Here is a 20,731-nt window from a genome sequence, read left to right as displayed (position 1 = left end):
GGGTTCACTGCGCTCACCCCAACCTACGACCAGCCATGCGCTACCGCCGTGCCGACGTTCCGGGTGCCACCTACTTCTTCACCCTGAATGCGGCCGACCGCAGCGGCCACCTGCTGACGGACCACATCGACGCGTTGCGGGACAGCGTGCGCACGGTTCGCCGTTCGCGCCCATTCGAACTGGACGCCATTTGCGTGCTGCCCGACCACCTGCATCTGCTGATGACGCTGCCGCGCGAAGACGCGGATTTCGCCACGCGCATCATGCTCATCAAGCAAGGCTTCTCGCGACGGGTGCCGCCAGGCGAGCGCATCAGCAAGAGCCGCGCGTCCAAGGGCGAACGAGGGCTATGGCAGCGGCGTTATTGGGAGCACCTCATTCGTGACGACTTGGACTTCGAGCGACACGTGGACTACATCCACTTCAACCCGGTGAAGCATGGCTGGGCGGAGCGGGCGGCCGACTGGCCGCACTCCAGCATTCATCGCTTCATTCAGGATGGCGTGATTGATGCCTCGTGGGCCAGCGTCAGTGGCGTGGAGGTTGACGCGGGCGAGTGAGGTGTTGGGGTTCGCAGTGCTCACCCCAACCTACAGGCTGCGATCAGACCTTGTTCGCAGCCCCGGTCCCAGCACGCTTGCGCAGCAGCAGGAGCAGCGGCAGGCCACCCAGCAGCAGGGCTGCGGAGGTCGGCTCGGGCACGGGGGTGATGGTCAGGCTGGCGGCGGGGCCGGGCAGCCAGTTCCAGGCGGCGGGGGCGTTGGCATCACCGCGGATGCCGAGGTGGTTGGTGATCACGCCGCCCTCAAGGTCGCGCGCATTGCCAAAGCCCAGGGCGCCGAGAAAGCCGTTGGCCTCGCTGTTCTTCTCGGAGCCGGCGTCGTAGCCGTAGAGCTTGATGACGGTGGTGCCGTGGATGGCCGACAGGTCCAGGCCGCTGACGCCGACAAAGCCGTCATTGGTCCAGCCCAGCATGCTGGCAAAGGACAGCAGGTGGTGGGCGTTGTCGGCCTGCACCCGCACGGTCACCGAGTCCTGCTGAGCCAGGGGCGCAGACAGCGGCGCTGCGATGCTGAGCACGCTGGTGCCGAGCCGGGCGTTGGCTTCATCGAGCAGGAAGCTGCGATTGCCGCCTTCAGCGATGCGCCAGATCGTCTCGGGCGCGGCCTGGCCGACGGTGTAGGCCGTGTAGTCCGCGCTGTGCGTGATGAAGACCGGCGGCGAGAGCCGCTGGCCGGTCTGCGCGGTGGCGGCGCCGGTGTCCACGGCATTGCTCGTGAGGTTCTTGAAGGTGATGTCGTAGGCCGGGGCTTGCGCGGCGGCCAGTCGCGGCAGCGAGAGGGCAGCCACCAAGACCACCCCGAGGGCGGCCAGCCGGCGGTGTGCGCGGGCTGTTCGGTGCGGGGCGGGCGTGGTGTGTTGGGTGGTGTTCATTCGAGTGATCTCCGGTTGATGAGCTTGCAGGGGTGTCCTGCCCGCTGCAGTCGCTGCCGGGCCGCTGTCATTACTCCCTAGGTTCACGGGGTTCGCTCGGATGAGGGGGGTGCTGTAAGGAGTGGGGCCAACCCCCGACTCAAGTGCCCGCATCAATGCTCTTGGCTACGCCGAGCGCCTGGGCGTCAACCACCAGAGCCCGTAGGTTGGGGTGAGCTCAATACTTCAAGCGCCAGTCGATGGACGTAAAGCCTTGCAGTGGCACCGGCCTTCCATTCACGGTTCCGGGTGTGCCTCTGCAGGACTGCACGAACTCCACGGCAACGCGGTCCAGCCACCTGTGCCTGACTGAGGGCCCACTGGATTTGCCCACGGCAGCGTCGCGGATCGTGCCGTCGACGTCCATGATGAAGATGACCAGGGTCGTGCCGTCCTCGTCGATGTTGGGATAGCGCGGCAGCGGGCACTTGCTGAAATCCAGCTGTGGCGGGGTTCTCGACGGCGCGTTCCCGGGCGTGCCGCTGCCCGGCCCGTTTCCAGCGGTGCCGCTGCCTCTTTGCGGCGTTGCGGTTTCAGTGCCCGTCCCGGACAGGCTATGCGGGATGGGTGACGCGGCGACGGTGGTTTCCGGCTGCTGTGTCACCTCAAATTCGGGCGGCGGTATGAAGCGCGGAGGTGGTGGCGGCGCAAGGCTGGGCTCGGGTAGCAGCTGATGCCTCAGGGGCGGCGGCGGCGGTGGCTCCGGCTTGACGACTTTGAGCTCGACAGGCGTCTGCCGGAGCAGATCGGGTACATACCGGGCCAGGCCAAGGGTGAGCATCCACCCGAGCACAAGGTGCAGCGCGGCCACGGCTGCGAAGCTGGCGTAGCGCCTGCCAGGATCGGCTTGCCCATGCGCGAAATCCACGTGGTCTCCTCCGGTCGTGCGTGCGGCCAGTGGCCAGCGATCGGGAATGTAGTGCGCCCGGTAGCCCGTGGTGACTCGCTTGGCGCCGGGGTTTTCCCAAGTCACTTTCTCAGCCAGTAGTTTGGGGTTCGCAGGCGCACCCCAAACGACCTGGCCGCCGACGGCGCAGCGTCACGGGCTTCTCTGCGTCTAGCGGTCAGTTGGGTTGTGCTGTCACGTGTGAACATTTACTGGCAAATGCCATTGCGTTCACCGCCGTTACATGGGAAGCGCGTCAGTTTCTGAACGATCTCGCCATACTCGCGCCGCCGCCAGTTCGGGGCTTCTGTAAGGACGCACCCATGAAGCTGATCCCTCTGACCGACATGCGAGGCCAATTGCGCAGTGGCGCGCCGCTGCTTTGGGGCGTGCGTGATGCGCAGGGCAATCTGCTGTTGGGCAAGGGGCACGTCATCGCCAGCGACGACATGCTGGAGGCGCTGCTGGCGCGCGGCATGTTCGTGGACGCCGAGGAGGCCAAGGCCGGGCGTGGTGAGGCCGTCGCGGCACCGCCGCTCACGTTTGTGGCACGCTGGAACGCCCTGCAGTCACGCCTCTCCAACCTGCTGCGCACGCCGGACGACAAGCACTTCCTGAGCCGCGTGGGCGAGTGCGTCTCGGTCATTGGCACCCTGGGTGAGCGCAATGCCGACCAGCTGATCTATTCCATCGTTCGGCACGACCACGAGCGCTATGCCGCCTATGGCGTGCATCACGCCTTGCACGTGGCCTCGCTGGTGGCCCTGCTGGCGCGCCGCCTGCAGTGGCCGCAAGCCAAATTTGAAAGTGCGGTGGGCGCGGCCTTGACGATGAATCTCTCCATCATCGAGCTGCAAGGCCAACTGGCGGCGCGTGGTGGCCGGCCGACGCCGAGCCAGCAGGAGGCCATCACGGCCCACCCTGCGATGAGCGCCACGCTGCTGCGTGCTGCGGGCCTGACCGACCCGGTGTGGCTCGAAGCCGTGGAACAGCACCACGAGGTGCCCGGCGGCACCGGCTACCCCGGTGGCATCAAGGAGCCGAGCGACATCTCGCAGGCCCTGCGCTGGATCGATATCTTCCTGGCCAAGCACGCCGGCCGTGCGGACCGCACCTCGGTGCCGGCGCAGCAGGCTGCGCGCGAGCTGTTTGTGGCGAGCCAGGGGCACCCGGTCGGCGCCATGCTGATCAAGGAGTTCGGCATCTTTCCACCAGGTTGCTTCGTCAAGCTCGCCAGCGGCGAAACGGCGGTCGTGGTGCGCCGTGGCGCAGCGGCCAACACGCCCAGCGCAGTGGCCATCACCAACAAGAACGGTGATGCGCTGGCCGACTTCCCGCGCCGCGACACCGCGCTGCAGCAGTTCTCCATCCTCTCCACCGTGCCCGACCGCTCGGTGATGGTGCGCGTCAACTCAGAGAAGCTCTTCGCCTGAGTATTCGGCCCCGGACGCCCGCTAGCCCGGCAACGCCAGCCGCAGCCCCAGGCCGATGAACAGCGTGCCGGCCAGCCGGTCCAGCCGCGGCCCCACCTCGGGCCGGCGCGTGAGCCACGCGCCCACGTGGCCTGAGAAGTAGCCCAGCATTCCGAAAAGCAACGCCGCCTGGGCCGTGAAGACGACGCCCAGCAACCCGAGCTGCAGTGCCATCGCGCCTTGCGCCGGCCGCACGAACTGCGGCAAAAAGGCCAGGAAGAACAGCACCACCTTGGGATTGATCGCGTTGGCCAGCAGCCCCTTGGCAAACAGCTGGCCCAACGAGGCCGTGCTGCCACCGCCACCGCTGCCGCCTCCCAGCGTCACCCGCCCCGCATGCCGCCAGGCCTGCACTCCCATCCACACGAGGTAGGCACCGCCCAACAACCTGAGCAGGCCAAAGGCCAGTGGCGATGCGGCCAGCAGCGCGCTCACACCCAGCACGGCCAGCAGGGTGTGGCTCAGGCACCCGAGGCCGCAGCCCAGCCCAAAAGCCATGCCGGCGCGGCGCCCGCGTGCCAGGCCCGTACTCAGCACCATCAGGTTGTCGGGCCCCGGGGTGAGCGTCAGCACCACGGCGGCGGCGAGGAAGGCCAGGGTCTGGTCCAGGGCGAGCATGGCGCCATGCTACGCGGCGACACTCGCGGCCATGTTCACGCGTGCCGATTTGCTCGCCCTGACTGCCATCCTGATGTGGGCCTCGCTGGCCGCGCTGGGGGTGAAGCTGGCGCATGTGCCGCCCTTTTTGCTCACGGGTCTGGGGTTGCTGGTGGGCAGCGTGCTGGCCGTGCCGCTGTCGCGGCTTCAATGGCGGGCCTGGGTGGTGCCTTGGCAGACGCTGCTGCTCGGGGTCTACGGGCTGTTTGGCTTTCACCTGCTGCTCTTCATCGCGCTGCGAACGGCGCCGGCCTTGCAGGCCAATCTCATCAACTACCTGTGGCCGCTGGGCATGGTGGTGCTGGCGCCGCTGATCCTGCCCGGCTTGCGCTGGCGGGCCAGCCAGGTGGGCGCGGCGGTGCTGGGCTTTGCGGGGGCGGCAGTGGTCATCCTGGGCCGCTCGGGTGGCAGCCTCGCGGGTGGCTGGCACAGTGGCTATGCGCTGGCGCTGGGCTCGGCGCTGGTCTGGAGCACCTACTCGCTGGGCACGCGCCGGGTGGCGCCTTTTGCCACCAGCGCGGTGGGTGCGTTTGCAGCGGTGTCGGGTGTGCTGTCGCTGGCCTGCCATGCGCTGTGGGAGCCGGCCGCGGACTTGAGCGCGCGGGACCTGGGGCTGATCGTGCTGCTGGGCCTGGGGCCGCTGGGCGGGGCGTTCTTCCTGTGGGACGCGGCGCTCAAGGCGGGCGACCCGCGCCGCATCGGGCTGCTGGCCTTCCTCACGCCGCTGCTGTCCACCGCCGTGGTCTTGCTGACGACGGGGCAAGCGCTGACGGCCTCGCTCGCCCTGGGGGCGCTGATGATCGTGGGTGCAGCCGTCTGGGGCCAGCGATAAGGCCAGGCTGCGGGCCGGTGGTTGGCCCCGCGCTGGGATACTTGTGCCCATGATTCACGCCACCAAACGCATTGCCGGCGGCGCCGGCCTCGCCCCTGTGCTCGTCAAGCGTGCGCCCACGCTGGAGCTGGACTGGGACACCCGCAGCAAGAGCCGCTTCTCGGCCACGGATTCCTCCGGCCGCGAGATCGGCGTGGTGCTGCCGCGCGGCACCACCTTGCGCGGTGCTGATGTGCTGGTGGCCGAGGACGGCAGCCTGGTGCGCGTGCTGGCCGCCGCCCAGCCGGTGCTGCAGGTGCGCCACTGCGCCGAGCACGGCAGCCCCTTCGACCTGCTGCGCGCCGCCTACCACCTGGGCAACCGCCATGTGCCGCTGGAGCTGCAGGCGAGCCTGCTGCAGTTCGAGCCCGACCCGGTGCTGGCCGAGATGCTGCGCCGCCAGCACCTCATCGTCACCGAGGCGCAAGCGGCCTTCGAGCCCGAGGGCGGCGCCTATGGCGAGGGCGCCGGGCATGGGCATCACGGTCACCACGATCACGATCACGGCCATGCCCACGATGACGCTGGCCACGTGCACGGCCCCGGCTGTGGACATGACCATGGGCACGACCATGGTCATGATCACGGCCATGACCACAGCCATGCACCGCACCAGAGCCCCGTCGCGGCGGCGCCGCATGTGCACGGGCCGGGATGCGGGCACGACCATGGGCATGACCATGGCGGCCACGAGCACGGCCATCACCATGGGCATGGCCACTCGCATGACCACGACCACTGAGCCGGGCGCGCTGCTTCACCTGCTGTGGCTGGCCTCGCCAGCCCTGCCGGTGGGGGCCTTCAGCTACTCCGAGGGCCTGGAGGCCGCCGTCGAGGCTGGCACGGTGCGCGACGAAGCCTCGGCCGCGCTGTGGCTGCGGGCTCAACTCGAACTGAGCCAGGCCCGCGCCGAGCTGCCCCTGGTGGCACGCGCGCACGCTGCAGCGCAGCGGCTCGATGTCGCCGCGCTGCAGGCCTGCAATAGCTGGGTGCTGCAAACCCGCGAGACCAGCGAGAGCTTGCAGCAGACTCAGCAGATGGGCCGCAGCCTGCTGCTCTGGCTGCGTGGGCTGGTGGACGCGCACCCGCTGTTGCCGCTCTGCCAGCAACTCAGCCCCGCGCCCACCTGGCCGGTCATCCTGGCCTGCGCCATCGCCGTGCGCGGCGCGCCGCTGGAGCCCGCGCTGCACGCCGCCGCCTTTGGCTGGGCCGAGAATCTGATGCAGGCGGCGGTGCGCTGCGTGCCCCTGGGCCAGAGCGCCGGCCAGCGCCTTTTGGCACAGCTCGTGCAAGCCATTCCAGGCGCCGTGCAGACGGCCCTGGCCGCCGATGAGCCCATCGCCTTTGCCCCGATGCTCGGCATCCTGGGCGCCCGGCACGAAACCCAATACTCCCGACTGTTCCGCTCATGAATCTCTTGATGCTCACCACTTCCAGACGGGCCGAGCGCCGGGCCGCCCCAAGCCGGCCCGCTATCCCCTCGGGGGATCGTTCGGCGTATCCGACGAACGAGGGGCGGACATGATGCACGCCATCCCGAATCGCACCAAGAAGCTCCCCCCGTTGCGCGTTGGCGTGGGTGGCCCCGTGGGCTCGGGCAAGACCACCCTGGTCGAGATGCTCTGCAAGACCATGCGTGAGCGCTGGGACCTGGTCGTCGTCACCAACGACATCTACACCAAGGAAGACCAGCGCCTCTTGACCGTGGCTGGCGCGCTGGCGCCCGAGCGCATCATGGGTGTCGAGACCGGGGGCTGCCCGCACACTGCCATCCGCGAGGACTGCTCGATCAACCTCGAAGCCGTGGACCGCATGCTCGACAAGTTCCCCGACGCCGACATCGTCTTCGTCGAGAGCGGGGGCGACAACCTGGCCGCCACCTTCAGCCCGGAGCTCAGCGACCTCACCATCTACGTGATTGACGTCGCCGCCGGCGAGAAGATCCCGCGCAAGGGCGGCCCTGGCATCACCAAGAGCGACCTCTTCGTCATCAACAAGACCGACCTCGCGCCCCACGTGGGCGCCAACCTCGACATCATGCGCAGCGACACCGCGCGCATGCGGCCGGTCAAGCCCTGGGTGATGACCAACCTCAAGACCCAGGAGGGCCTCGCCGACGTGGTGCGCTTCATCGAGACCAAGGGGCTGCTGGTTGGGTGACCGTGCTGCGGCGGCGCCGCGCTGGCCCGCCCGATTGAGCCTCAGCGCCACGCAAGCGTCCGGCCGCACCGCCGTGCATGCCCGGCACAGCGGGCCGCTGCGGCTGCTCAAGACGCTCTACCCCGAGGGCGAGGCCATCGCGCACGCGGTGCTGGTGCACCCACCCGGCGGCCTGGTGGGCGGAGACCGGCTGGACATCGACATCGACGTCCAGCCCGGCGCCCACTTGCTGGTCACCACGCCCGCCGCCACGCGCTTTTATCGCACCGTGGCCGGCGAGGCCGTGCAGGCGGTGAGCGCCCAGGTCGCTGCGGGCAGCCGGCTCGAATGGCTGCCGCAGGAGACCCTGGCCTACAGCGGCTGCGATGGCCGCAACGAGGTGCGCCTGCACCTTGCGCCCGGCGCGCAGCTGCTGGCGGGCGAGATCCTGGCGCTGGGCCTGCCAGCGGCGGAGCAAGCCTTTGTGGCCGGGCGCCTGCTGCAGCATCTGGAGGTGCCAGGCCTTTGGCTGGACCGCGGCTGGCTGGCCGCGCAGGACACGGCTTTGCTGAATGGCCCGGCGGGGCTGGCCGGCCACCGCGTGCTGGGCACCCTGGTGGCCGTGCAGGACGGCCAGCCCACTGGGCTGGAGGCCTTGCTCGACGACAGCCGCCAATGCTTGGCGAGCCTGCCGGCGTCTGGCGTGAGCCTGCTGGCGCGTGGGGCCCGCTCGGTGCTGCTGGCCCGCGTGTTGGCGCCCGACGTGGAGCAGGCCACCTTGCCCCTGCGGGCACTGCGGGCGCTGTGGCGTCAGCGGCTATGGGGCCTGGCGCCCTGCGAGCCGCGGGTCTGGGCGACCTGAGCGGCCAGCGCGCAGGCCGATCTCAGGGGGCGCCCAGCAGGCGCGCCACCACGTGGTCGGTGCCGGCCAGGAAGCGTTCGACCGAGTCGGTGTACGCGCCGGGCTGCCCAAGTTCGTTGTTCAGCGCGGCATGGCTCTTGGCCTGGGGCAGAGCGCGGGCATTGATGCCCAGGCCCTGGCTCTTCTCGACATAGGCGCGGGCCTGGCCGCAGGGGTCGTCCTTGCGGGTGGTGGAGCAGATGCCCAGCCACGGCGATGCGCCCTTGACCAGGCGGTGCCAGGGCGAGGCGCCCATCCACTGCGGCTCCAGCGTGCCGAAGGCTTCCTCGTAGCGCAGCTTCAGGAAGGGGTAGACCTGGGGCATCTGCTTGACGACGTCGATGGCCCCGGCGTCGATGGACACGGTGGCCAGCGGCATCTGGGCTCCTGCGGCGACGCGCAGGTCAGGGTCGGCATTGACGAGCGAGACCAGGTGCGCACCGGCCGAGTGGCCCATCAGGATCACGCGGCTGGGGTCGCCGCCCCAGGCCGCCGCCTGCTTCTGCACAAAGGCCAGGGCCTGCGCGATGGCCTGCGCCTGGCCGACGGCGCCGTAGCCATCGCCCACCATCGGGTAGTTGACGGACACCAGCATCAAGCCCTTGGGCGTCCAGCGGGCGACCTTGTTGGCGGTGACGCCGGCCATGGCCTTGTCGCCCACGCACCAGCCGCCACCGTGGACCATCACGATCACCGGCGCCGGCGGGCTGCCAGCCGGGCCCTTGGCGCGGAAGACATCGAGCCGCTCGCGCTCCAGCGGGCCATAGGGCACATCGGCCAGATCAGGCTTGAGCCCCGCCGGCGCGCGGTAGCGCGGCAGCCTGGAGATCCGCTCCATGCGTTTGCTCCAGTCGGCGCAGCTGAGGGCAGCGCCGCCGGAGCGGCCGCCGAGGTCGCTCAGCTCGTCGGGGCCCTCGTCGTCGCCCTCGGGGGCGTTGCGCTCGGCGCGGCGTTGCTCCAGCCGCTCCTTCAGCCGCTCGCGCAGCGGGCCGGTGGCAGCTGGGGCGGCTGGGGATGAGGCGGCAGGCGCAGGTTGGGCCATTGCAGGTGCAGCGGTGAGGGCGCACAGGCCGCCGGCCAGCAGCAGGGTGGCGAGGGGCGCAAAACGGGATGCGAAACGGGATGCGGAAGGCTGGGGCATGAGCGTGGGGGTCAGGTCAGCACAGAGGGCGAGTCTGCCCCAGCGCCCGCCGCGCAGCATGTCCGAACGTTTCGCTCAGTCCGGCCCACCGGGTATCTGTTGGCGCAACTTCACTTTGTTTGCAGCCCGCTTGCGCATGTTGATGTTCATCATCTCCACCGCCAGCGAGAAACCCATGGCGAAATAGATATAGCCCTTGGGCACATGGTGGCCAAAGCCCTCGGCCACCAGCACCACGCCCACCACGACGAGGAAGGACAGGGCCAGCATCTTGATGGTCGGGTGGTCCGACACGAAACGGCCGATGGGGCTGGCAAACAGCATCATCAGGCCCACTGAGCAGACCACCGCCGCGATCATCACGCGCACGTCGTCCACCATGCCCACGGCCGTGATGATGGAGTCGAGCGAGAAGACCAGATCGATCACCATGATTTGCAGGATGGCGGCGCCAAAAGCCGCCTTCGCCGGGCCGGCACCATGGGACTCGTCCTCACCTTCCAGCGAGCCATGGATCTCGCCGGTGCTCTTCCAGATCAGGAACAGGCCCCCGCTGAGCAGGATGATGTCGCGGCCCGAGATCGGTTGGTTGAAGACGGGCAGGGTGAACAGTGGCTCCACCATGCCGACGATCCAGGACAGCATCAGCAAGAGGCCGATGCGCATGAACATCGCCATGAAGAGACCCAGGCGCCGGGCCTTCTCCTGCTGGTGCTTGGGCAGCTTGTCCACCAGGATGCTGATGAAGATGATGTTGTCGATGCCCAGCACCAGCTCCAGCGCGGTGAGGGTGGCCAGGGCGATCCAGGCTTGCGGGTCGAACAGCAGGTCCATCAGGGTCTCGGTCAAGAAGGGGTTGCGATTCTCTCAGACAGCTTTCTGCAAGACTGCGTTCGATCTAGCGAACCCCGAGCGCGCGGCACAGGTCCACGGGGCTGAAGTGGCGCGGCCGGGCGGCCACGCCCTGCACCAGGGCCTGCATGCGGGCGTTGCGCGGCGCCTGGCGCCCGAGGCGGGTGGCGAGGCGCACGACCTCGCCGCAGAGCATGTCGATCTCGGTGGGCTGGCCGCGCAGCAGGTCGTCGGCCATGCTGGAACGCGCCTGCGCATCGATGCGCAGCATGCGCGCGGCGACGCGTTTGAACACCGGCGTTGGCAGGCGCAGCACCCGCAGCAAGCCCCGGGGCGAAAGTGGCGTGAGCCGTGCCACCGGCAGGTGGGCGGCATTCAGCAGGTCCAGGGCTTCTTCTTGCAGCGCGGCCAGGCAGCGCCGGTAGCCGGGGTCCAGCAGTTGCTCGCGCAGCGGCAGGCCCGAGAGGGCGTTGATCGGGTTGTTGAGGTTGAGCAGCAGCTTGGCCCATTGGGCGGGGCGCAGGTCGCCGTGCAGCTCAAGCTGCATGCCCACGCGCTGCCAGGCCGTTTGCAAGGCGGCCAGCGCCACGTCGGTGGGCCAGCCCTCGACGGCCAGATGCCCGGCGCTGCCGCGGTGCAGGTGGCCGGGCCCCAGCTCGGTGATGTTGAAAGGCACCATGCCGGGCCGCCAGTCGAGCTGCGGCGCCTGCTCGCGCGCAAGCTGCGCATTGCCCAGGCCGTTCTGCAGGCTGACGACGAGGGTGCCGGCTGGCAGCGCACGGCCCAGCAGGGCAGCGGCCTCGGCCGTGGCGCCGCTCTTCACGCACAGCAGGCAGAGGTCGGGGTGCAGGCCGGGCGGTATTGCCTCGTGCAGCGCAAGGCGTGCGGCGGGCAGGTGCTTGTCGAGGCCATCGATGTCGGTGAGACGCAGGCCATGCTCGCGCAGGCCAGCCAGGCGTGCACCTCGTCCCACGAAGTGCACCGGCACGCCCGCCAGGGCCAGCAAGCCCCCCAGGTAGGCCCCGACCGAGCCGGCCCCCATCACGAGCACGCCGGCCATGGGGAAGGCTCAGAGGGTGAGGGGGAGTCCGGCGCGCCCGAGAGGACTTCCCAAAGCGCCCCGACCTAGGCGCAAAGCACAGCCGTAGCTTGGGCTACGGCGCGCATTTGCAACGACGAGCGGGGTGGTTTGGGGAGTCAAAGCGGGCACGTTGGACTTCCTCTCACCCTCTTAAACCGGTTGGGCCAGGTCGCGGATGTGCGTGGGGCCGACGCGCTGTTCGATCTCGGCGAGCAACTGGCGGCCCCAGCCGATCGAGAACAGCACCTCGCCGGCCACGAACATGGGCCCGACCAGCAGGCCCACCAGGTCGTCCACGAAGGCCGGCTTGCGGCCCTCGTAGTAGTGGCCGATGAACTGGATCACCCAGCCCACCACGAAGCTGCCGATGCCGATGGCCAGCCAGGTGGACCAGGGGCCGATGGCGGCCAGCATGCCGAAGGCCGTCAGCACCCCATTCATGATGGCCGTGGTGGCGCCGAGCACGAGGTTGCCGCGCGTCAGGTACCACAGGGCCGACAGGCCCCAGACGACGATGGCGGCGTTGAGCTCGATGCTGGCCAGCGAGAAGCCGGCGCGTGCCAGCAGCGTGACGACCGCGAACACGATCAGCGGGATGCCGACGAAGTGCGTGGCGATGTTGCGGCGGTCGCGGTGGTAGGCGGCGTATTGCGCCATCAAGTCGGTGGCGGGGCGGAACAGGCTGCTCATTGGGTGCTCCGGGGCGAGGTGGTGCGGGTGGGGCGCGGGTGGGGCATATGCTAGTTCACTCACCTTGCTTGATGCGCCCCCTGCGGTGCCCACGATTGATGCGTAAGACACAGCTGTCACGCCGTTCTTGCCTGGCTGTGGGTGCGGGCCTGGGCTTGCAGCTGTCGGGCTGCGTTGCACCGCCTGCGGGGCCCGTGGGGCCCGCGCCGGCCGGCGAGCTGCCCCCGCCGCCGCCGGGCTGGCGCGAGCGGCTTGACGGGCCGGGCAGCGGGCTGCGGGTTCAGGTGTTCCGCGCCGGGGCGGCTGCGCACCTGGGGCACAACCATGTGATTGAAGCCGGTGACCTGTGGGCTGAACTGATCTGGCCCGACGCCGGGGCCGCGCGCGCCAACGCGTGGTCCAAGGCGACCCTGGTGCTTGGCTTCAGTCTGGATGCGCTGGTAATCGACCCGCCAGCGCGGCGCGCGCGGCTGGGGCCGGACTTTGCTTCGACCCTGAGCGACGAGGACCGTGCGGGCACCCTGGCCAATCTGCGCCGCGCGCTGTCGGCGGAGCGCTTTGCGCAGGTCCGCGTGCAGACCACACGCATCGTGGGCGAGGGGCCATCGTTGGCGGTTGAGGCCGCCGTGGCCTGGCATGGGCAGGTGCGCGCTCTGCCTTTGACCGTCAGCCTGGACGGGCCGCGCGCCCAGGGCCGTGCGGTGCTGCGCCAGAGTGACTTCGGCATCCAGCCCTTCTCGGTGCTTGGCGGGCTGTTGGCCGTGCGGGACGAGGTGGTCGTGGAGTTTGAGCTGGTCAGGCGAACCGCAGGCTCATGAGCGCTTTGTCCAGCTCGCGCCCATCGGGCAGTCGGATGGCGCCGCGCAGGCAGCCGTAGCGCTCAAAGCCGCAGCGCTCGTAGACGCGCACGGCCGGCAGGTTGTCGGCGGTGACGCTCAGGGTCACGAGGCTGATGCCGGGCTCGGTGCGCAGGCGGGCCACGGTCTCGGACAACAGGGCGCGGCCGATGCCCCGCCCCTGGCAGTCCGGCGCCACCATCATGCCCACGAGGTGGGCGGTGTGGTGCACCTTCTGCCGGGCCTCACGCTCGGCCGTGAGCGCCCCCACCAGGCGGCCGCCGGCACGCCGGTCCAGGGCCACGACGGTGAACAGCGTGCCGCCCGCAGCGCCGCCACTCAGGCGGCTGCGGTAGCTGGCCAGGTCCCGGTTGCGCTCGGTCTCGGCGTCGGACGTGAAGGACTCCGGGAAGTCGGCCAGCATCCGGTCGCGCAGGGCCTTGTAGGCCAGCAGATCGGTCTCGACCAGGCTGCGCAACTGCAGGTCAGGCAGGGCCATTCAGGTCCTCCAGGGTGTTGACGTTGCGAAACGCCGCCGCGTCGTCAAAGTCCACGACGGCGGCGTGGCACTGCTCCAGCAGCCAGGCTTGCACGCGCCGGCCGCCATCGGCCAGGTAGGCGGCAAGCCCGGGGCCCAGCGAGGCGTGCAAGAGCGCGCAGGTGGGGTGCAGGCGCCCACCCGAGCGCGCGATGGCCGCTGGGCGGCCCGCCAGCCCAGCGGCCAGGCGATCGCCGAGGTCGAGCGGCAGTTCGGGCAGGTCACAGGCTGCGGTGAGCAGCCACTCGTCGGCGCCAAGCCCGCAAAGGGCCGCGTCGATGCCAGCCAAGGGTCCGGGATAGTCGGCCAGCCGGTCGGCCAGCACGGTATCGCACCACTCGGCATAGACGTCCTGATGGCGGTTGGCGCTGACCAGGACCCGGTCCACCTGCGGCCGCAGCCGGGCCAGCACCTGCAGTGCCAGCGGCTGGCCCTGGTAATGCTGCAAGCCCTTGTCGACGCCCCCCATGCGCTGTCCACGGCCACCCGCCAGCAGCAATCCGGTGGGGCGGGGCCTCAAGCGCTCAGCCTCCGATGTAGTGCATCTCGACCCGCCGCTCGCCCTGCGGCAGCGCCTGGCCACTGGCACGCAGCTGCGAGTAGCGGTCGCCCCGCTGGCTCCAGACTGCGGCGATGGCGTCCTGCAGGGCCGCGTCGCTAACCGCGCTGCCGCGCAACAAATGGCGCAGGTCCCAGCCTTGAGTGGCAAACAGACAGGTGTAGAGGCGGCCTTCGGTCGAGAGCCGGGCGCGGTTGCAGTCGCCGCAAAAGGCCTGGGTCACACTGGAGATCAGGCCGATTTCGCCGCTGCCATCGGCATGGCCCCAGCGCTCGGCGGTCTCGCCCGGGGCCGAGGCCGACAGCGGCTGCAGGTCGAACTCCGCCTGCAGGCGCTGCAGCAGCTCGCGCGAGGGCAGCACCTCGTCCATGCGCCAGTCATTGGTCTCGCCAACGTCCATGAACTCGATGAAACGCAGGGTCACACCCGTGCCCTTGAAGTGCCGCGCCATGGGCAGCACTTCGTGGTCGTTCGTGCCCCGCTTGACCACCATATTGACCTTGATCGGCCCCAGGCCCACGGCCCGTGCGGCCTCGATGCCGGCAAGCACGTCGGCCACCGGGAAGCCGACGTCGTTCATGCGCTGGAAGATGGCATCGTCCAGCCCGTCGAGGCTGACGGTGATGCGCTGCAGGCCGGCGTCCTTGAGGGCCTGTGCCTTGCGCGCCAACAGCGAGCCATTGGTGGTGAGCGTGAGGTCGAGCAGCCGGCCATCCGGCGTGCGCAACTCGGCGAGCTGGGCGATCAGCCGCTCCAGGTGACGGCGCAGCAGGGGCTCGCCCCCGGTGATGCGGATCTTCTCGACCCCCTGGGCCACGAAGGCGCGCGCCACGCGGGTGATCTCCTCAAAGCTGAGCAGGTCGGCGTGGGGCAGGAATTCATAGTGCTTGTCGAAAACCTGCTTGGGCATGCAGTAGCTGCAGCGGAAGTTGCAGCGGTCGGTCACCGAGATGCGCAGATCGCGCAGGGGGCGGCCAAGGGTGTCGGCCAGCGAACCGTCGGCGTGCGGTACCTGCCGCCCGGAGGCCGGGAGCGGCCGGGAGCGGGCATCGAGGAGGGGGATCACACGCGCTGGCGTCATGCCTACATTGTCTCAGCGCGAGGCCGCCGTGCCTCGCCCTCGGGCCGCCTAGCAGGTACGCTCCAGGGCCTTTACTTTGTCGCAACCGGTTTCCATGGCTGCCTCCCTGCTGCACGCTGACCTGCCTCGCTTCATCTCCTTTGGTGAGGCCTTGACCGACTTCATCCGCGAGGGTGAGCAGCAGTGGCGCAGCGTGTGCGGCGGCGGTCCCTGGAACGTGGCCTGCGCGATGGCGCGCATGGGGCAGCTCAGCGCGTTTGGCGGTGCCATCAGTCAGGATCTGTTTGGCCAGGCGCTGTGGCAGGCCAGCGCAGATGCGGGCCTGGATCTGCGCTTCATCCAGCAATTGCCCAAGCCGCCGTTGCTGGCGATGGTGCATGAGCTCAATCCGCCCAAGTACTTTTTCATCGGCACCGACAGCGCCGACCTGCACTTCCGCGCCGAGGGGCTGCCGGCGGGCTGGAACAAGGCGGTGCGCTGGGCGCACTTTGGCAGTCTGTCGCTGGTGCGCCAGCCGCTGGCGGCGCGGCTGGTCGCATTGGCCGAGCAGCTGGCGAGCGAGGGCGTGCGCATCAGCTACGACCCCAACTTCCGCGCGCCGCCCATGGACTCGAACTACGACGAGACCCTGGAGCGCATGTGCAAGCTGGCCAGCTTGGTGAAGGTGTCGGACGAGGACTTGTGCGGGCTCTTCCGTGCCAAGCGCTACCACGTTGGGCTGGCGCAGATTGCCGACTGGAACCCCGAGTGCTGGCTGATGCTGACGCGCGGCAGCCAGGGCGCCACGCTGTTCCGGGGCACGCAGGAGCTGTCGGCTTTGCCGCCCAAGATCAAGGTAGCCGACACGGTGGGGGCGGGCGACTGTTCGCTGGCCGGCCTGCTGGACAGCCTGATGTCGCGTCCCGACGCGGGACTGGAGCCGCACCTGCGCCGCGCGATGGCCGCTGGCGCGGCTGCATGCGAGAAGTCGGGTTTTGTTCCGCCGGCACCTTACCGGGTGAACGAGTTGGAAGCACAGGTCGCCCTGCGCAGCGCTTGAGTCTTTGTCAGACCAGTCCTTGCTTGGACGCCAGCACGGCGGCTTCCGCGCGGCTCGACACGTTGAGCTTCTTGTAGATCGACTTGATGTGGTCGTTGACGGTGAACCACTTGATGCCCATCAGGTTCGCGATCTCCTTGATCGTGAAGCCCTTGCTCAGGTAGGTCAGCACTTCGCTTTCACGCGGCGTCAGGCGCTCCCACTCGGGGGCTGGGTCCAGCGCGACGTTGCGGCTCGGCGCGAAGGGCGCATGTGAGGACAGGGTGCCAAAGCCAGAGTTGAGCGGCGCGTGGCTGCTGTCGGCTGGCCGGAAGTGGCTGAGCAGCCGCCGTGCGATGGCGGGCGACAGCGGCGGCTGGCCGCGCACGATGCGTTGCAACTCCTCGACCAGCACTTCGAAGCGGTCTTCCTTCAGCAGGTAGCCGTCAGCGCCGCATTGCAGCGCGGGGAAGAGGTGGTCGTCGTCCGAATAGAGCGTGGTGACGATCTTGATCGAGGGCGAGCCATTGAGTTCGGTCAGGAACTCCATGCCATTGCCGTCGGGCAGTTCCAGGTCCACGAGGATGAGCTTGAAGCCAGCCTCGGTCATGGGGCCGCCCAGCCGGGCCACTTGCCGGCGCGCGTTCTCAAGATCACCGACTTCGGTGATCTCCATGGCGTCGCTGAAGCTCTCGCGCACCACGCGGCACAGGAAGCTGCGGGCTACCGGGTTGTCTTCGACGATAAGGACTTTGACAGTCATGGGGCGCCCTAATTGGAAACCCTGAAATCCTAGCGCAGCGCGCCAGTCTGCGCGCGGGGGCACGACCCGCATTGCAGCGACACCAGAAGGGGGGTGTCGGGCCCTTGAAACGCGGCGTTACGTCGTCAACACCAACTTACCCACGACATCCCGCGCCGCCAGCCTGGCAAAGGCGGCGGGCAGCTCTGTCATGGGTAGGACGCTGTCAATGATGGGTCGGTACTGGCCTTGGGCATGGCCACTCAGCAGTTCAGCCAGCAGCGCTCGGTTGGCGGCGGGCTCGCGTTTGGCGAATTCGCCCCAGAACACGCCGACCAGCGAGGCGCCCTTGAGCAGGGGCAGGTTGAGCGGCAGCGCGGGAATCTGGCCCTGTGCGAAGCCGACAACCAGGTAGCGCCCGCGCCAGGCGATGCTACGAAAGGCGGGCTCGGCCAGGTCGCCGCCGACGGGGTCGTAGATGACGTCGGGCCCGGTGCCACCGGTCAGGCGCTTGAGGGCTTCGCGCAGGTCCTCGTGGCTGTAGTTGATGGTGGCATCGGCACCCAGGGCCGCGAGGCGCTCGCACTTTGCGGCCGAGCTGGCGGCGGCAATCACGCGGGCACCCGCGGCCTTGGCGATCTGCAGCGCCGCCGTGCCCACACCGCCGGCGGCACCGAGGATCAGCACGGTCTCGCCTGGCTGCAGTGCGGCGCGGTCCAGCAGCGCATGGTGGCTGGTGGCGTAGGTGCAGATAAAGGCCGATGCCGCCTCGAAGCCGAACTCGGGGGGCAGGGGCAGGGCCAGCACGGCCGGCACGACCACCTCGGTCGCAAAGCCGCCGAGGCCGCCAAAGGCCGCCACCCGGTCGCCCGGCTTGAAGCCCTTGACGCCGTCGCCCACCTGCAGCACTTCGCCCGCAAACTCCAGCCCGGGGACGAAGGGCGGCGTGGGCTTGAGCTGGTACTTGCCCTGGACGATCAGCAGGTCGGGGAAGTTGAGGCTGGCAGCGCGGATGCGCACGCGCAGGTGCCCAGCAGGCAGGGCGGGGGCGGGGCACTCGGCCCAGCGCAGTGCGTCCAGGCCGAGTGGGTGGTCGCAGATCCAGGCGTGCATGGTGTGTCCAGTGCAAAACGGCGGGCTTTGAGTCTAGGCCGCGCGCGGGTTTTCGGCCTCCGGGCGGCAGGTGCCGCTCTCTAGAATCGCGGCCCATGCGCATCCTCATTTCGAACGACGACGGCTACCTCGCCCCAGGTTTGCAGGCACTGGTGGACGCCTGTCAGGGCCTGGGTCAGATCGAGGTCATCGCGCCCGAGCAAAACGCCAGCGGTACGTCCAACTCGCTGACCCTGAACCGGCCGCTCAATGTCTACCGCGCAGCCAACGGTTTTCGCTACCTGAATGGCACGCCGTCCGATGGCGTGCACCTGGCCTTGACGGGCCTGCTGGGCTACCGGCCGGACCTGGTGCTCTCGGGCATCAACAACGGCGCCAACATGGGCGACGACACGCTTTATTCGGGCACGGTCGCGGCGGCGACCGAGGGCTATCTGTTCGGCATTCCGTCGATTGCTTTCTCCCAGGTGGACAAGGGCTGGGGCGACCTGGACGCTGCCGCACGCGTGGCGCGCGCCGTGGTGGAGCAGGTGATGGCCAACCGGCCCACAGGCGGCTTCCTGCTCAACGTCAACATTCCCAACCGGCCAGATGCCGATCGCCTGCCGCGCGTCGTCACGCGCCTGGGCCGGCGCCATGCGGCCGAGGGCATCATTGAGCAGATCAACCCGCGCGGCGAGACCATCTACTGGATCGGCCCGGCGGGCGATGCCCGCGACGCGGGCGAGGGCACGGACTTCTTTGCCACCGCCAATGGCCAGGTGTCCATCACGCCGCTGCAGGTGGACCTGACCGACAGCGCCCGCCTGGGTGACTGGCGCAGCCGGCTGCAGGCATGACGACAGCCAAGCGCTTCCCGGCAAGCCTTCCCCAGGGCGCGGGTGGCGCCACAGCCAAGCGTCAGGTCCTGATGCCGCAGCGCCATTTGCGCGAGGCGGCGGCTGATGCGGCGCGCCTGGTGCAGCCGCAAGGGCAGGGGCTGGATTCGGCGTCGGTGCGCCAGCGCATGGTGGCGCGCCTGCGCGCCGAGGGCTTGAACGAGGAACGCGTGCTGGAGGCCCTGGCCCAGGTGCCGCGTCACGAGTTCGTCGACAGCGCGCTGGCTGCGCAGGCCTACGAGGACACGGCCTTGCCCATCGGCCATGGGCAGACCATCTCCAAGCCTTCGGTTGTGGCCCACATGATCGGCTTGCTGTTCAAGGGCCGGTCTGCGGTGGCACAAGGACATCTGGGCCGGGTGCTGGAGATCGGCACGGGCTGCGGCTACCAGGCGGCGGTGCTGGCCTTGCTGGCGCGCAGCGTGGTGTCGGTGGAGCGCGTGCAGGGCCTGCACGAGCGGGCCCGCGCCAACCTCGGCCGTGTGCGCCTGCCGGTGGTGCCCAAGCTGATCTGGGCCGATGGACGCCTTGGCGCGCATGGCCCGTTTGACAGCATCGTGGCGGCCGCCGGCGGTGAAGACCTGCCGCCCGCCTGGTTGCAGCAACTGGCGCCAGGGGGGCGCCTGGTGGCGCCGATGTCCAAGGGCAGCGGCCAGGTGCTCGTGGTGGTGGACCATGTGGTGGAGCGCGGTGTGAGCCAGTGGCTGCGCACCGAGCACGAGGCCGTGCTCTTCGTCCCCCTAAAATCCGGCGTCCTCTGAAGGCCTGAGTGCCTGTCCTGCGGCCGCTTGCTGCCGGACAATCCGGGCTCTTTGCCACACCACCACGCTCGATGTCACGTCGCACCGCCGGTCTCGCCCTTGCCCTCGTCGTCACCAGCATGCTGGCTGGCTGCGGTATCCCGCTGAACCGGGCGCCCGTCGAGGATCGCAGCGCGCCCGCGCGAGGTCAGGCGCCGGTGGCCGCGCCGGTTGCAGTGTCGACGCCAGCGTCGGCCGTGGCTGAAGTCAAACCGCCCCCGGGCGCCGAGAACGCGGGCAAGCCGGGCTACTACACGGTCAAGGCGGGCGACACCGTCAGCGCGATTGCCAAGATCCACAACCAGAAGCAGGTCGATCTGGTGCGCTGGAACGCGCTGCCCAACCCCAATCTGATCGAAGTCGGCCAGGTGCTGCGCATCGTGCCGCCGGGAGCGGACGTCGGCTCTGTCGCGGTGGCCAGCCCGGTTGCTGGTGCGGGTGCCACGAGTTCGCCGGTCAGCCCTGGGGCTGCCAGCGCCGCCAATGCGCCCCGGCCGGGCGATGCCAAGCCAGGTGCTGCTGCGGCCTCCAGTGCCACGGGCGCTGCGCGCCCCGCCTCTGCGGCGGCGCCGGCCGCGTCGGCAGCCACGTCAGCCGTGGCGGCGCCGGTGGCTGCCAGCAAGGACAAGGACGACGATCTCAGCTGGGCTTGGCCGGCAGGCGGGTCCGTGATGTCCGGCTTTGACGAAGTGCGCAACAAGGGCCTGGACATTGGCGGCAAGGCCGGCGACCCGGTCTACGCCGCCGCCGATGGCCGCGTGATCCACGCGGGCACCGGCTTGCGCGGCTACGGCAACTTGGTCATCATCAAGCACAGCGACACCTTCATCACCGCCTATGCGCACAATCAGGCGCTGCTGGTGAAGGAGGATCAGGTGGTCCGCAAGGGCCAGAAGATTGCCGAGATGGGCAACACGGAGTCGGAGACGGTGAAGCTGCACTTTGAAGTCCGCAGGCAAGGCAAGCCGGTTGACCCGGCCAAGCTGCTGCCTGCGCGCTGAGC

Annotated in this window: 24 protein-coding genes; 12 read left to right on the top strand and 12 right to left on the bottom strand. The window is 69.3% G+C overall.

Annotated elements, in window-relative coordinates; genetic code table 11:
- Positions 1–35: 35 nt before the first annotated feature.
- Entirely contained in the window at positions 36–560 is a 525-nt protein-coding gene (locus ABDJ85_RS08610) for an REP-associated tyrosine transposase (protein WP_347704344.1), read from the top strand.
- Between the two features lie 43 nt (positions 561–603).
- On the opposite strand, the gene ABDJ85_RS08605 is transcribed toward ABDJ85_RS08610, so the two are convergent.
- Complete coding sequence (locus ABDJ85_RS08605) at positions 604–1,434, bottom strand: spondin domain-containing protein (protein ID WP_347704343.1); 831 nt, start codon at positions 1,432–1,434, stop codon at positions 604–606.
- Between the two features lie 217 nt (positions 1,435–1,651).
- Entirely contained in the window at positions 1,652–2,341 is a 690-nt protein-coding gene (locus ABDJ85_RS08600; RefSeq protein ID WP_347704342.1) for an energy transducer TonB, read from the bottom strand.
- Positions 2,342–2,682: 341 nt separating this feature from the next.
- On the opposite strand from ABDJ85_RS08600, the gene ABDJ85_RS08595 reads away from it, so the two are divergent.
- Positions 2,683–3,792 (top strand): HD-GYP domain-containing protein, encoded by a 1,110-nt coding sequence (locus ABDJ85_RS08595; protein WP_347704341.1) that lies wholly within the window; start codon positions 2,683–2,685, stop codon positions 3,790–3,792.
- Between the two features lie 21 nt (positions 3,793–3,813).
- On the opposite strand, the gene ABDJ85_RS08590 is transcribed toward ABDJ85_RS08595, so the two are convergent.
- Positions 3,814–4,449 (bottom strand): LysE family translocator, encoded by a 636-nt coding sequence (locus ABDJ85_RS08590; RefSeq protein WP_347704340.1) that lies wholly within the window; start codon positions 4,447–4,449, stop codon positions 3,814–3,816.
- A 31-nt stretch (positions 4,450–4,480) separates the two neighbouring features.
- On the opposite strand from ABDJ85_RS08590, the gene ABDJ85_RS08585 reads away from it, so the two are divergent.
- The 5 genes from ABDJ85_RS08585 to ABDJ85_RS08565 all read left to right on the top strand — a co-directional run bounded on the left by ABDJ85_RS08585 (position 4,481) and on the right by ABDJ85_RS08565 (position 8,360).
- Positions 4,481–5,320, top strand: a complete 840-nt coding sequence (locus ABDJ85_RS08585; protein WP_347704339.1) for a DMT family transporter — start codon at positions 4,481–4,483, stop codon at positions 5,318–5,320.
- Between the two features lie 49 nt (positions 5,321–5,369).
- Positions 5,370–6,101, top strand: a complete 732-nt coding sequence (gene ureE, locus ABDJ85_RS08580; protein WP_347704338.1) for an urease accessory protein UreE — start codon at positions 5,370–5,372, stop codon at positions 6,099–6,101.
- Complete coding sequence (locus tag ABDJ85_RS08575; RefSeq protein WP_347704337.1) at positions 6,085–6,771, top strand: urease accessory protein UreF; 687 nt, start codon at positions 6,085–6,087, stop codon at positions 6,769–6,771. The genes ureE and ABDJ85_RS08575 overlap by 17 nt, the downstream gene beginning before the upstream one ends.
- 109 nt (positions 6,772–6,880) lie before the next feature.
- The gene (gene ureG / locus ABDJ85_RS08570; protein ID WP_347704336.1) at positions 6,881–7,519 is read left to right on the top strand and encodes an urease accessory protein UreG; all 639 of its coding nucleotides are present in this window, start codon (positions 6,881–6,883) and stop codon (positions 7,517–7,519) included.
- Positions 7,512–8,360, top strand: a complete 849-nt coding sequence (locus tag ABDJ85_RS08565) for an urease accessory protein UreD (protein ID WP_347704335.1) — start codon at positions 7,512–7,514, stop codon at positions 8,358–8,360. Before ureG ends, ABDJ85_RS08565 begins: the two co-directional genes overlap by 8 nt.
- A gap of 22 nt (positions 8,361–8,382) precedes the next feature.
- Here the strand turns inward: ABDJ85_RS08565 and ABDJ85_RS08560 are convergent, their stop codons facing one another.
- The 4 genes from ABDJ85_RS08560 to ABDJ85_RS08545 form a co-directional block, all read right to left on the bottom strand.
- The gene (locus tag ABDJ85_RS08560) at positions 8,383–9,540 is read right to left on the bottom strand and encodes a carboxylesterase family protein (RefSeq protein ID WP_347704334.1); all 1,158 of its coding nucleotides are present in this window, start codon (positions 9,538–9,540) and stop codon (positions 8,383–8,385) included.
- Positions 9,541–9,615: 75 nt separating this feature from the next.
- Positions 9,616–10,377, bottom strand: coding sequence for a TerC family protein (locus tag ABDJ85_RS08555; protein WP_347704876.1), 762 nt, complete (start codon positions 10,375–10,377; stop codon positions 9,616–9,618).
- 61 nt (positions 10,378–10,438) lie between these two features.
- Positions 10,439–11,452 carry a 2-dehydropantoate 2-reductase gene (locus ABDJ85_RS08550; RefSeq protein WP_347704333.1) on the bottom strand — a complete coding sequence of 338 codons (1,014 nt, stop codon included), beginning with the start codon at positions 11,450–11,452 and terminating at the stop codon, positions 10,439–10,441.
- Positions 11,453–11,623: 171 nt separating this feature from the next.
- The gene (locus ABDJ85_RS08545) at positions 11,624–12,163 is read right to left on the bottom strand and encodes an Mpo1 family 2-hydroxy fatty acid dioxygenase (RefSeq protein ID WP_347704332.1); all 540 of its coding nucleotides are present in this window, start codon (positions 12,161–12,163) and stop codon (positions 11,624–11,626) included.
- Positions 12,164–12,261: 98 nt separating this feature from the next.
- Between ABDJ85_RS08545 and ABDJ85_RS08540 the strand changes: the two genes are divergently transcribed.
- On the top strand, positions 12,262–12,981 hold the full coding sequence (locus ABDJ85_RS08540) for a YceI family protein (protein ID WP_347704331.1): 720 nt from the start codon (positions 12,262–12,264) through the stop codon (positions 12,979–12,981).
- Here ABDJ85_RS08540 and ABDJ85_RS08535 read toward each other — a convergent pair.
- The 3 genes from ABDJ85_RS08535 to moaA are packed head-to-tail and all read right to left on the bottom strand — an operon-like array spanning position 12,959 to position 15,177.
- A complete protein-coding gene (locus tag ABDJ85_RS08535; RefSeq protein WP_347704330.1) occupies positions 12,959–13,498 on the bottom strand; it encodes a GNAT family N-acetyltransferase in 540 nt (179 codons plus the stop codon). The genes ABDJ85_RS08540 and ABDJ85_RS08535 overlap by 23 nt on opposite strands.
- Entirely contained in the window at positions 13,485–14,006 is a 522-nt protein-coding gene (gene mobA / locus ABDJ85_RS08530; protein WP_430765534.1) for a molybdenum cofactor guanylyltransferase MobA, read from the bottom strand. The genes ABDJ85_RS08535 and mobA overlap by 14 nt, the downstream gene beginning before the upstream one ends.
- 55 nt (positions 14,007–14,061) lie before the next feature.
- Positions 14,062–15,177: a GTP 3',8-cyclase MoaA gene (moaA, locus tag ABDJ85_RS08525; RefSeq protein ID WP_347704328.1), complete on the bottom strand. Its 1,116-nt coding sequence runs from the start codon at positions 15,175–15,177 to the stop codon at positions 14,062–14,064.
- Between the two features lie 94 nt (positions 15,178–15,271).
- On the opposite strand from moaA, the gene ABDJ85_RS08520 reads away from it, so the two are divergent.
- The gene (locus tag ABDJ85_RS08520) at positions 15,272–16,216 is read left to right on the top strand and encodes a carbohydrate kinase family protein (RefSeq protein ID WP_347704327.1); all 945 of its coding nucleotides are present in this window, start codon (positions 15,272–15,274) and stop codon (positions 16,214–16,216) included.
- Between the two features lie 7 nt (positions 16,217–16,223).
- Here the strand turns inward: ABDJ85_RS08520 and ABDJ85_RS08515 are convergent, their stop codons facing one another.
- Positions 16,224–16,958: a LuxR C-terminal-related transcriptional regulator gene (locus ABDJ85_RS08515; RefSeq protein WP_347704326.1), complete on the bottom strand. Its 735-nt coding sequence runs from the start codon at positions 16,956–16,958 to the stop codon at positions 16,224–16,226.
- A gap of 117 nt (positions 16,959–17,075) precedes the next feature.
- Positions 17,076–18,050 (bottom strand): NADPH:quinone oxidoreductase family protein, encoded by a 975-nt coding sequence (locus ABDJ85_RS08510; RefSeq protein ID WP_347704325.1) that lies wholly within the window; start codon positions 18,048–18,050, stop codon positions 17,076–17,078.
- Positions 18,051–18,145: 95 nt separating this feature from the next.
- Between ABDJ85_RS08510 and surE the strand changes: the two genes are divergently transcribed.
- The 3 genes from surE (at position 18,146) to ABDJ85_RS08495 (ending at position 20,729) form a co-directional block, all read left to right on the top strand.
- Positions 18,146–18,889, top strand: a complete 744-nt coding sequence (gene surE / locus ABDJ85_RS08505) for a 5'/3'-nucleotidase SurE (RefSeq protein WP_347704324.1) — start codon at positions 18,146–18,148, stop codon at positions 18,887–18,889.
- Positions 18,886–19,689: a protein-L-isoaspartate(D-aspartate) O-methyltransferase gene (locus ABDJ85_RS08500; protein ID WP_430765525.1), complete on the top strand. Its 804-nt coding sequence runs from the start codon at positions 18,886–18,888 to the stop codon at positions 19,687–19,689. The genes surE and ABDJ85_RS08500 overlap by 4 nt, the downstream gene beginning before the upstream one ends.
- 71 nt (positions 19,690–19,760) lie before the next feature.
- The gene (locus tag ABDJ85_RS08495; RefSeq protein WP_347704323.1) at positions 19,761–20,729 is read left to right on the top strand and encodes a peptidoglycan DD-metalloendopeptidase family protein; all 969 of its coding nucleotides are present in this window, start codon (positions 19,761–19,763) and stop codon (positions 20,727–20,729) included.
- Positions 20,730–20,731: the final 2 nt, after the last annotated feature.

The organism is Roseateles paludis, assembly GCF_039872745.1.
Classification (GTDB): domain Bacteria; phylum Pseudomonadota; class Gammaproteobacteria; order Burkholderiales; family Burkholderiaceae_C; genus Pelomonas; species Pelomonas paludis.
Note: the sequence above shows the minus strand (reverse complement) of the source record. Positions and strands in the feature narration are given on the sequence as shown.

What these genes read in the sequence shown, in the direction of transcription:
- ABDJ85_RS08610 (WP_347704344.1), top strand. Translation starts at nt 36, where the DNA reads ATGCGCTACCGCCGTGCCGACGTTCCGGGTGCCACCTACTTCTTCACC.
- ureG (WP_347704336.1), top strand. Translation starts at nt 6,881, where the DNA reads ATGATGCACGCCATCCCGAATCGCACCAAGAAGCTCCCCCCGTTGCGC.
- mobA (WP_430765534.1), bottom strand. Translation starts at nt 14,006, where the DNA reads ATGGGGGGCGTCGACAAGGGCTTGCAGCATTACCAGGGCCAGCCGCTG.
- ABDJ85_RS08605 (WP_347704343.1), bottom strand. Translation starts at nt 1,434, where the DNA reads ATGAACACCACCCAACACACCACGCCCGCCCCGCACCGAACAGCCCGC.
- ABDJ85_RS08585 (WP_347704339.1), top strand. Translation starts at nt 4,481, where the DNA reads ATGTTCACGCGTGCCGATTTGCTCGCCCTGACTGCCATCCTGATGTGG.
- ABDJ85_RS08515 (WP_347704326.1), bottom strand. Translation starts at nt 16,958, where the DNA reads ATGACTGTCAAAGTCCTTATCGTCGAAGACAACCCGGTAGCCCGCAGC.
- surE (WP_347704324.1), top strand. Translation starts at nt 18,146, where the DNA reads ATGCGCATCCTCATTTCGAACGACGACGGCTACCTCGCCCCAGGTTTG.
- ABDJ85_RS08575 (WP_347704337.1), top strand. Translation starts at nt 6,085, where the DNA reads ATGACCACGACCACTGAGCCGGGCGCGCTGCTTCACCTGCTGTGGCTG.
- ABDJ85_RS08545 (WP_347704332.1), bottom strand. Translation starts at nt 12,163, where the DNA reads ATGAGCAGCCTGTTCCGCCCCGCCACCGACTTGATGGCGCAATACGCC.
- ABDJ85_RS08590 (WP_347704340.1), bottom strand. Translation starts at nt 4,449, where the DNA reads ATGCTCGCCCTGGACCAGACCCTGGCCTTCCTCGCCGCCGCCGTGGTG.
- moaA (WP_347704328.1), bottom strand. Translation starts at nt 15,177, where the DNA reads ATGACGCCAGCGCGTGTGATCCCCCTCCTCGATGCCCGCTCCCGGCCG.
- ABDJ85_RS08560 (WP_347704334.1), bottom strand. Translation starts at nt 9,540, where the DNA reads ATGCCCCAGCCTTCCGCATCCCGTTTCGCATCCCGTTTTGCGCCCCTC.
- ABDJ85_RS08510 (WP_347704325.1), bottom strand. Translation starts at nt 18,050, where the DNA reads ATGCACGCCTGGATCTGCGACCACCCACTCGGCCTGGACGCACTGCGC.
- ABDJ85_RS08540 (WP_347704331.1), top strand. Translation starts at nt 12,262, where the DNA reads ATGCGTAAGACACAGCTGTCACGCCGTTCTTGCCTGGCTGTGGGTGCG.
- ABDJ85_RS08535 (WP_347704330.1), bottom strand. Translation starts at nt 13,498, where the DNA reads ATGGCCCTGCCTGACCTGCAGTTGCGCAGCCTGGTCGAGACCGATCTG.
- ABDJ85_RS08500 (WP_430765525.1), top strand. Translation starts at nt 18,886, where the DNA reads ATGACGACAGCCAAGCGCTTCCCGGCAAGCCTTCCCCAGGGCGCGGGT.
- ABDJ85_RS08495 (WP_347704323.1), top strand. Translation starts at nt 19,761, where the DNA reads ATGTCACGTCGCACCGCCGGTCTCGCCCTTGCCCTCGTCGTCACCAGC.
- ABDJ85_RS08550 (WP_347704333.1), bottom strand. Translation starts at nt 11,452, where the DNA reads ATGGCCGGCGTGCTCGTGATGGGGGCCGGCTCGGTCGGGGCCTACCTG.
- ureE (WP_347704338.1), top strand. Translation starts at nt 5,370, where the DNA reads ATGATTCACGCCACCAAACGCATTGCCGGCGGCGCCGGCCTCGCCCCT.
- ABDJ85_RS08520 (WP_347704327.1), top strand. Translation starts at nt 15,272, where the DNA reads ATGGCTGCCTCCCTGCTGCACGCTGACCTGCCTCGCTTCATCTCCTTT.
- ABDJ85_RS08595 (WP_347704341.1), top strand. Translation starts at nt 2,683, where the DNA reads ATGAAGCTGATCCCTCTGACCGACATGCGAGGCCAATTGCGCAGTGGC.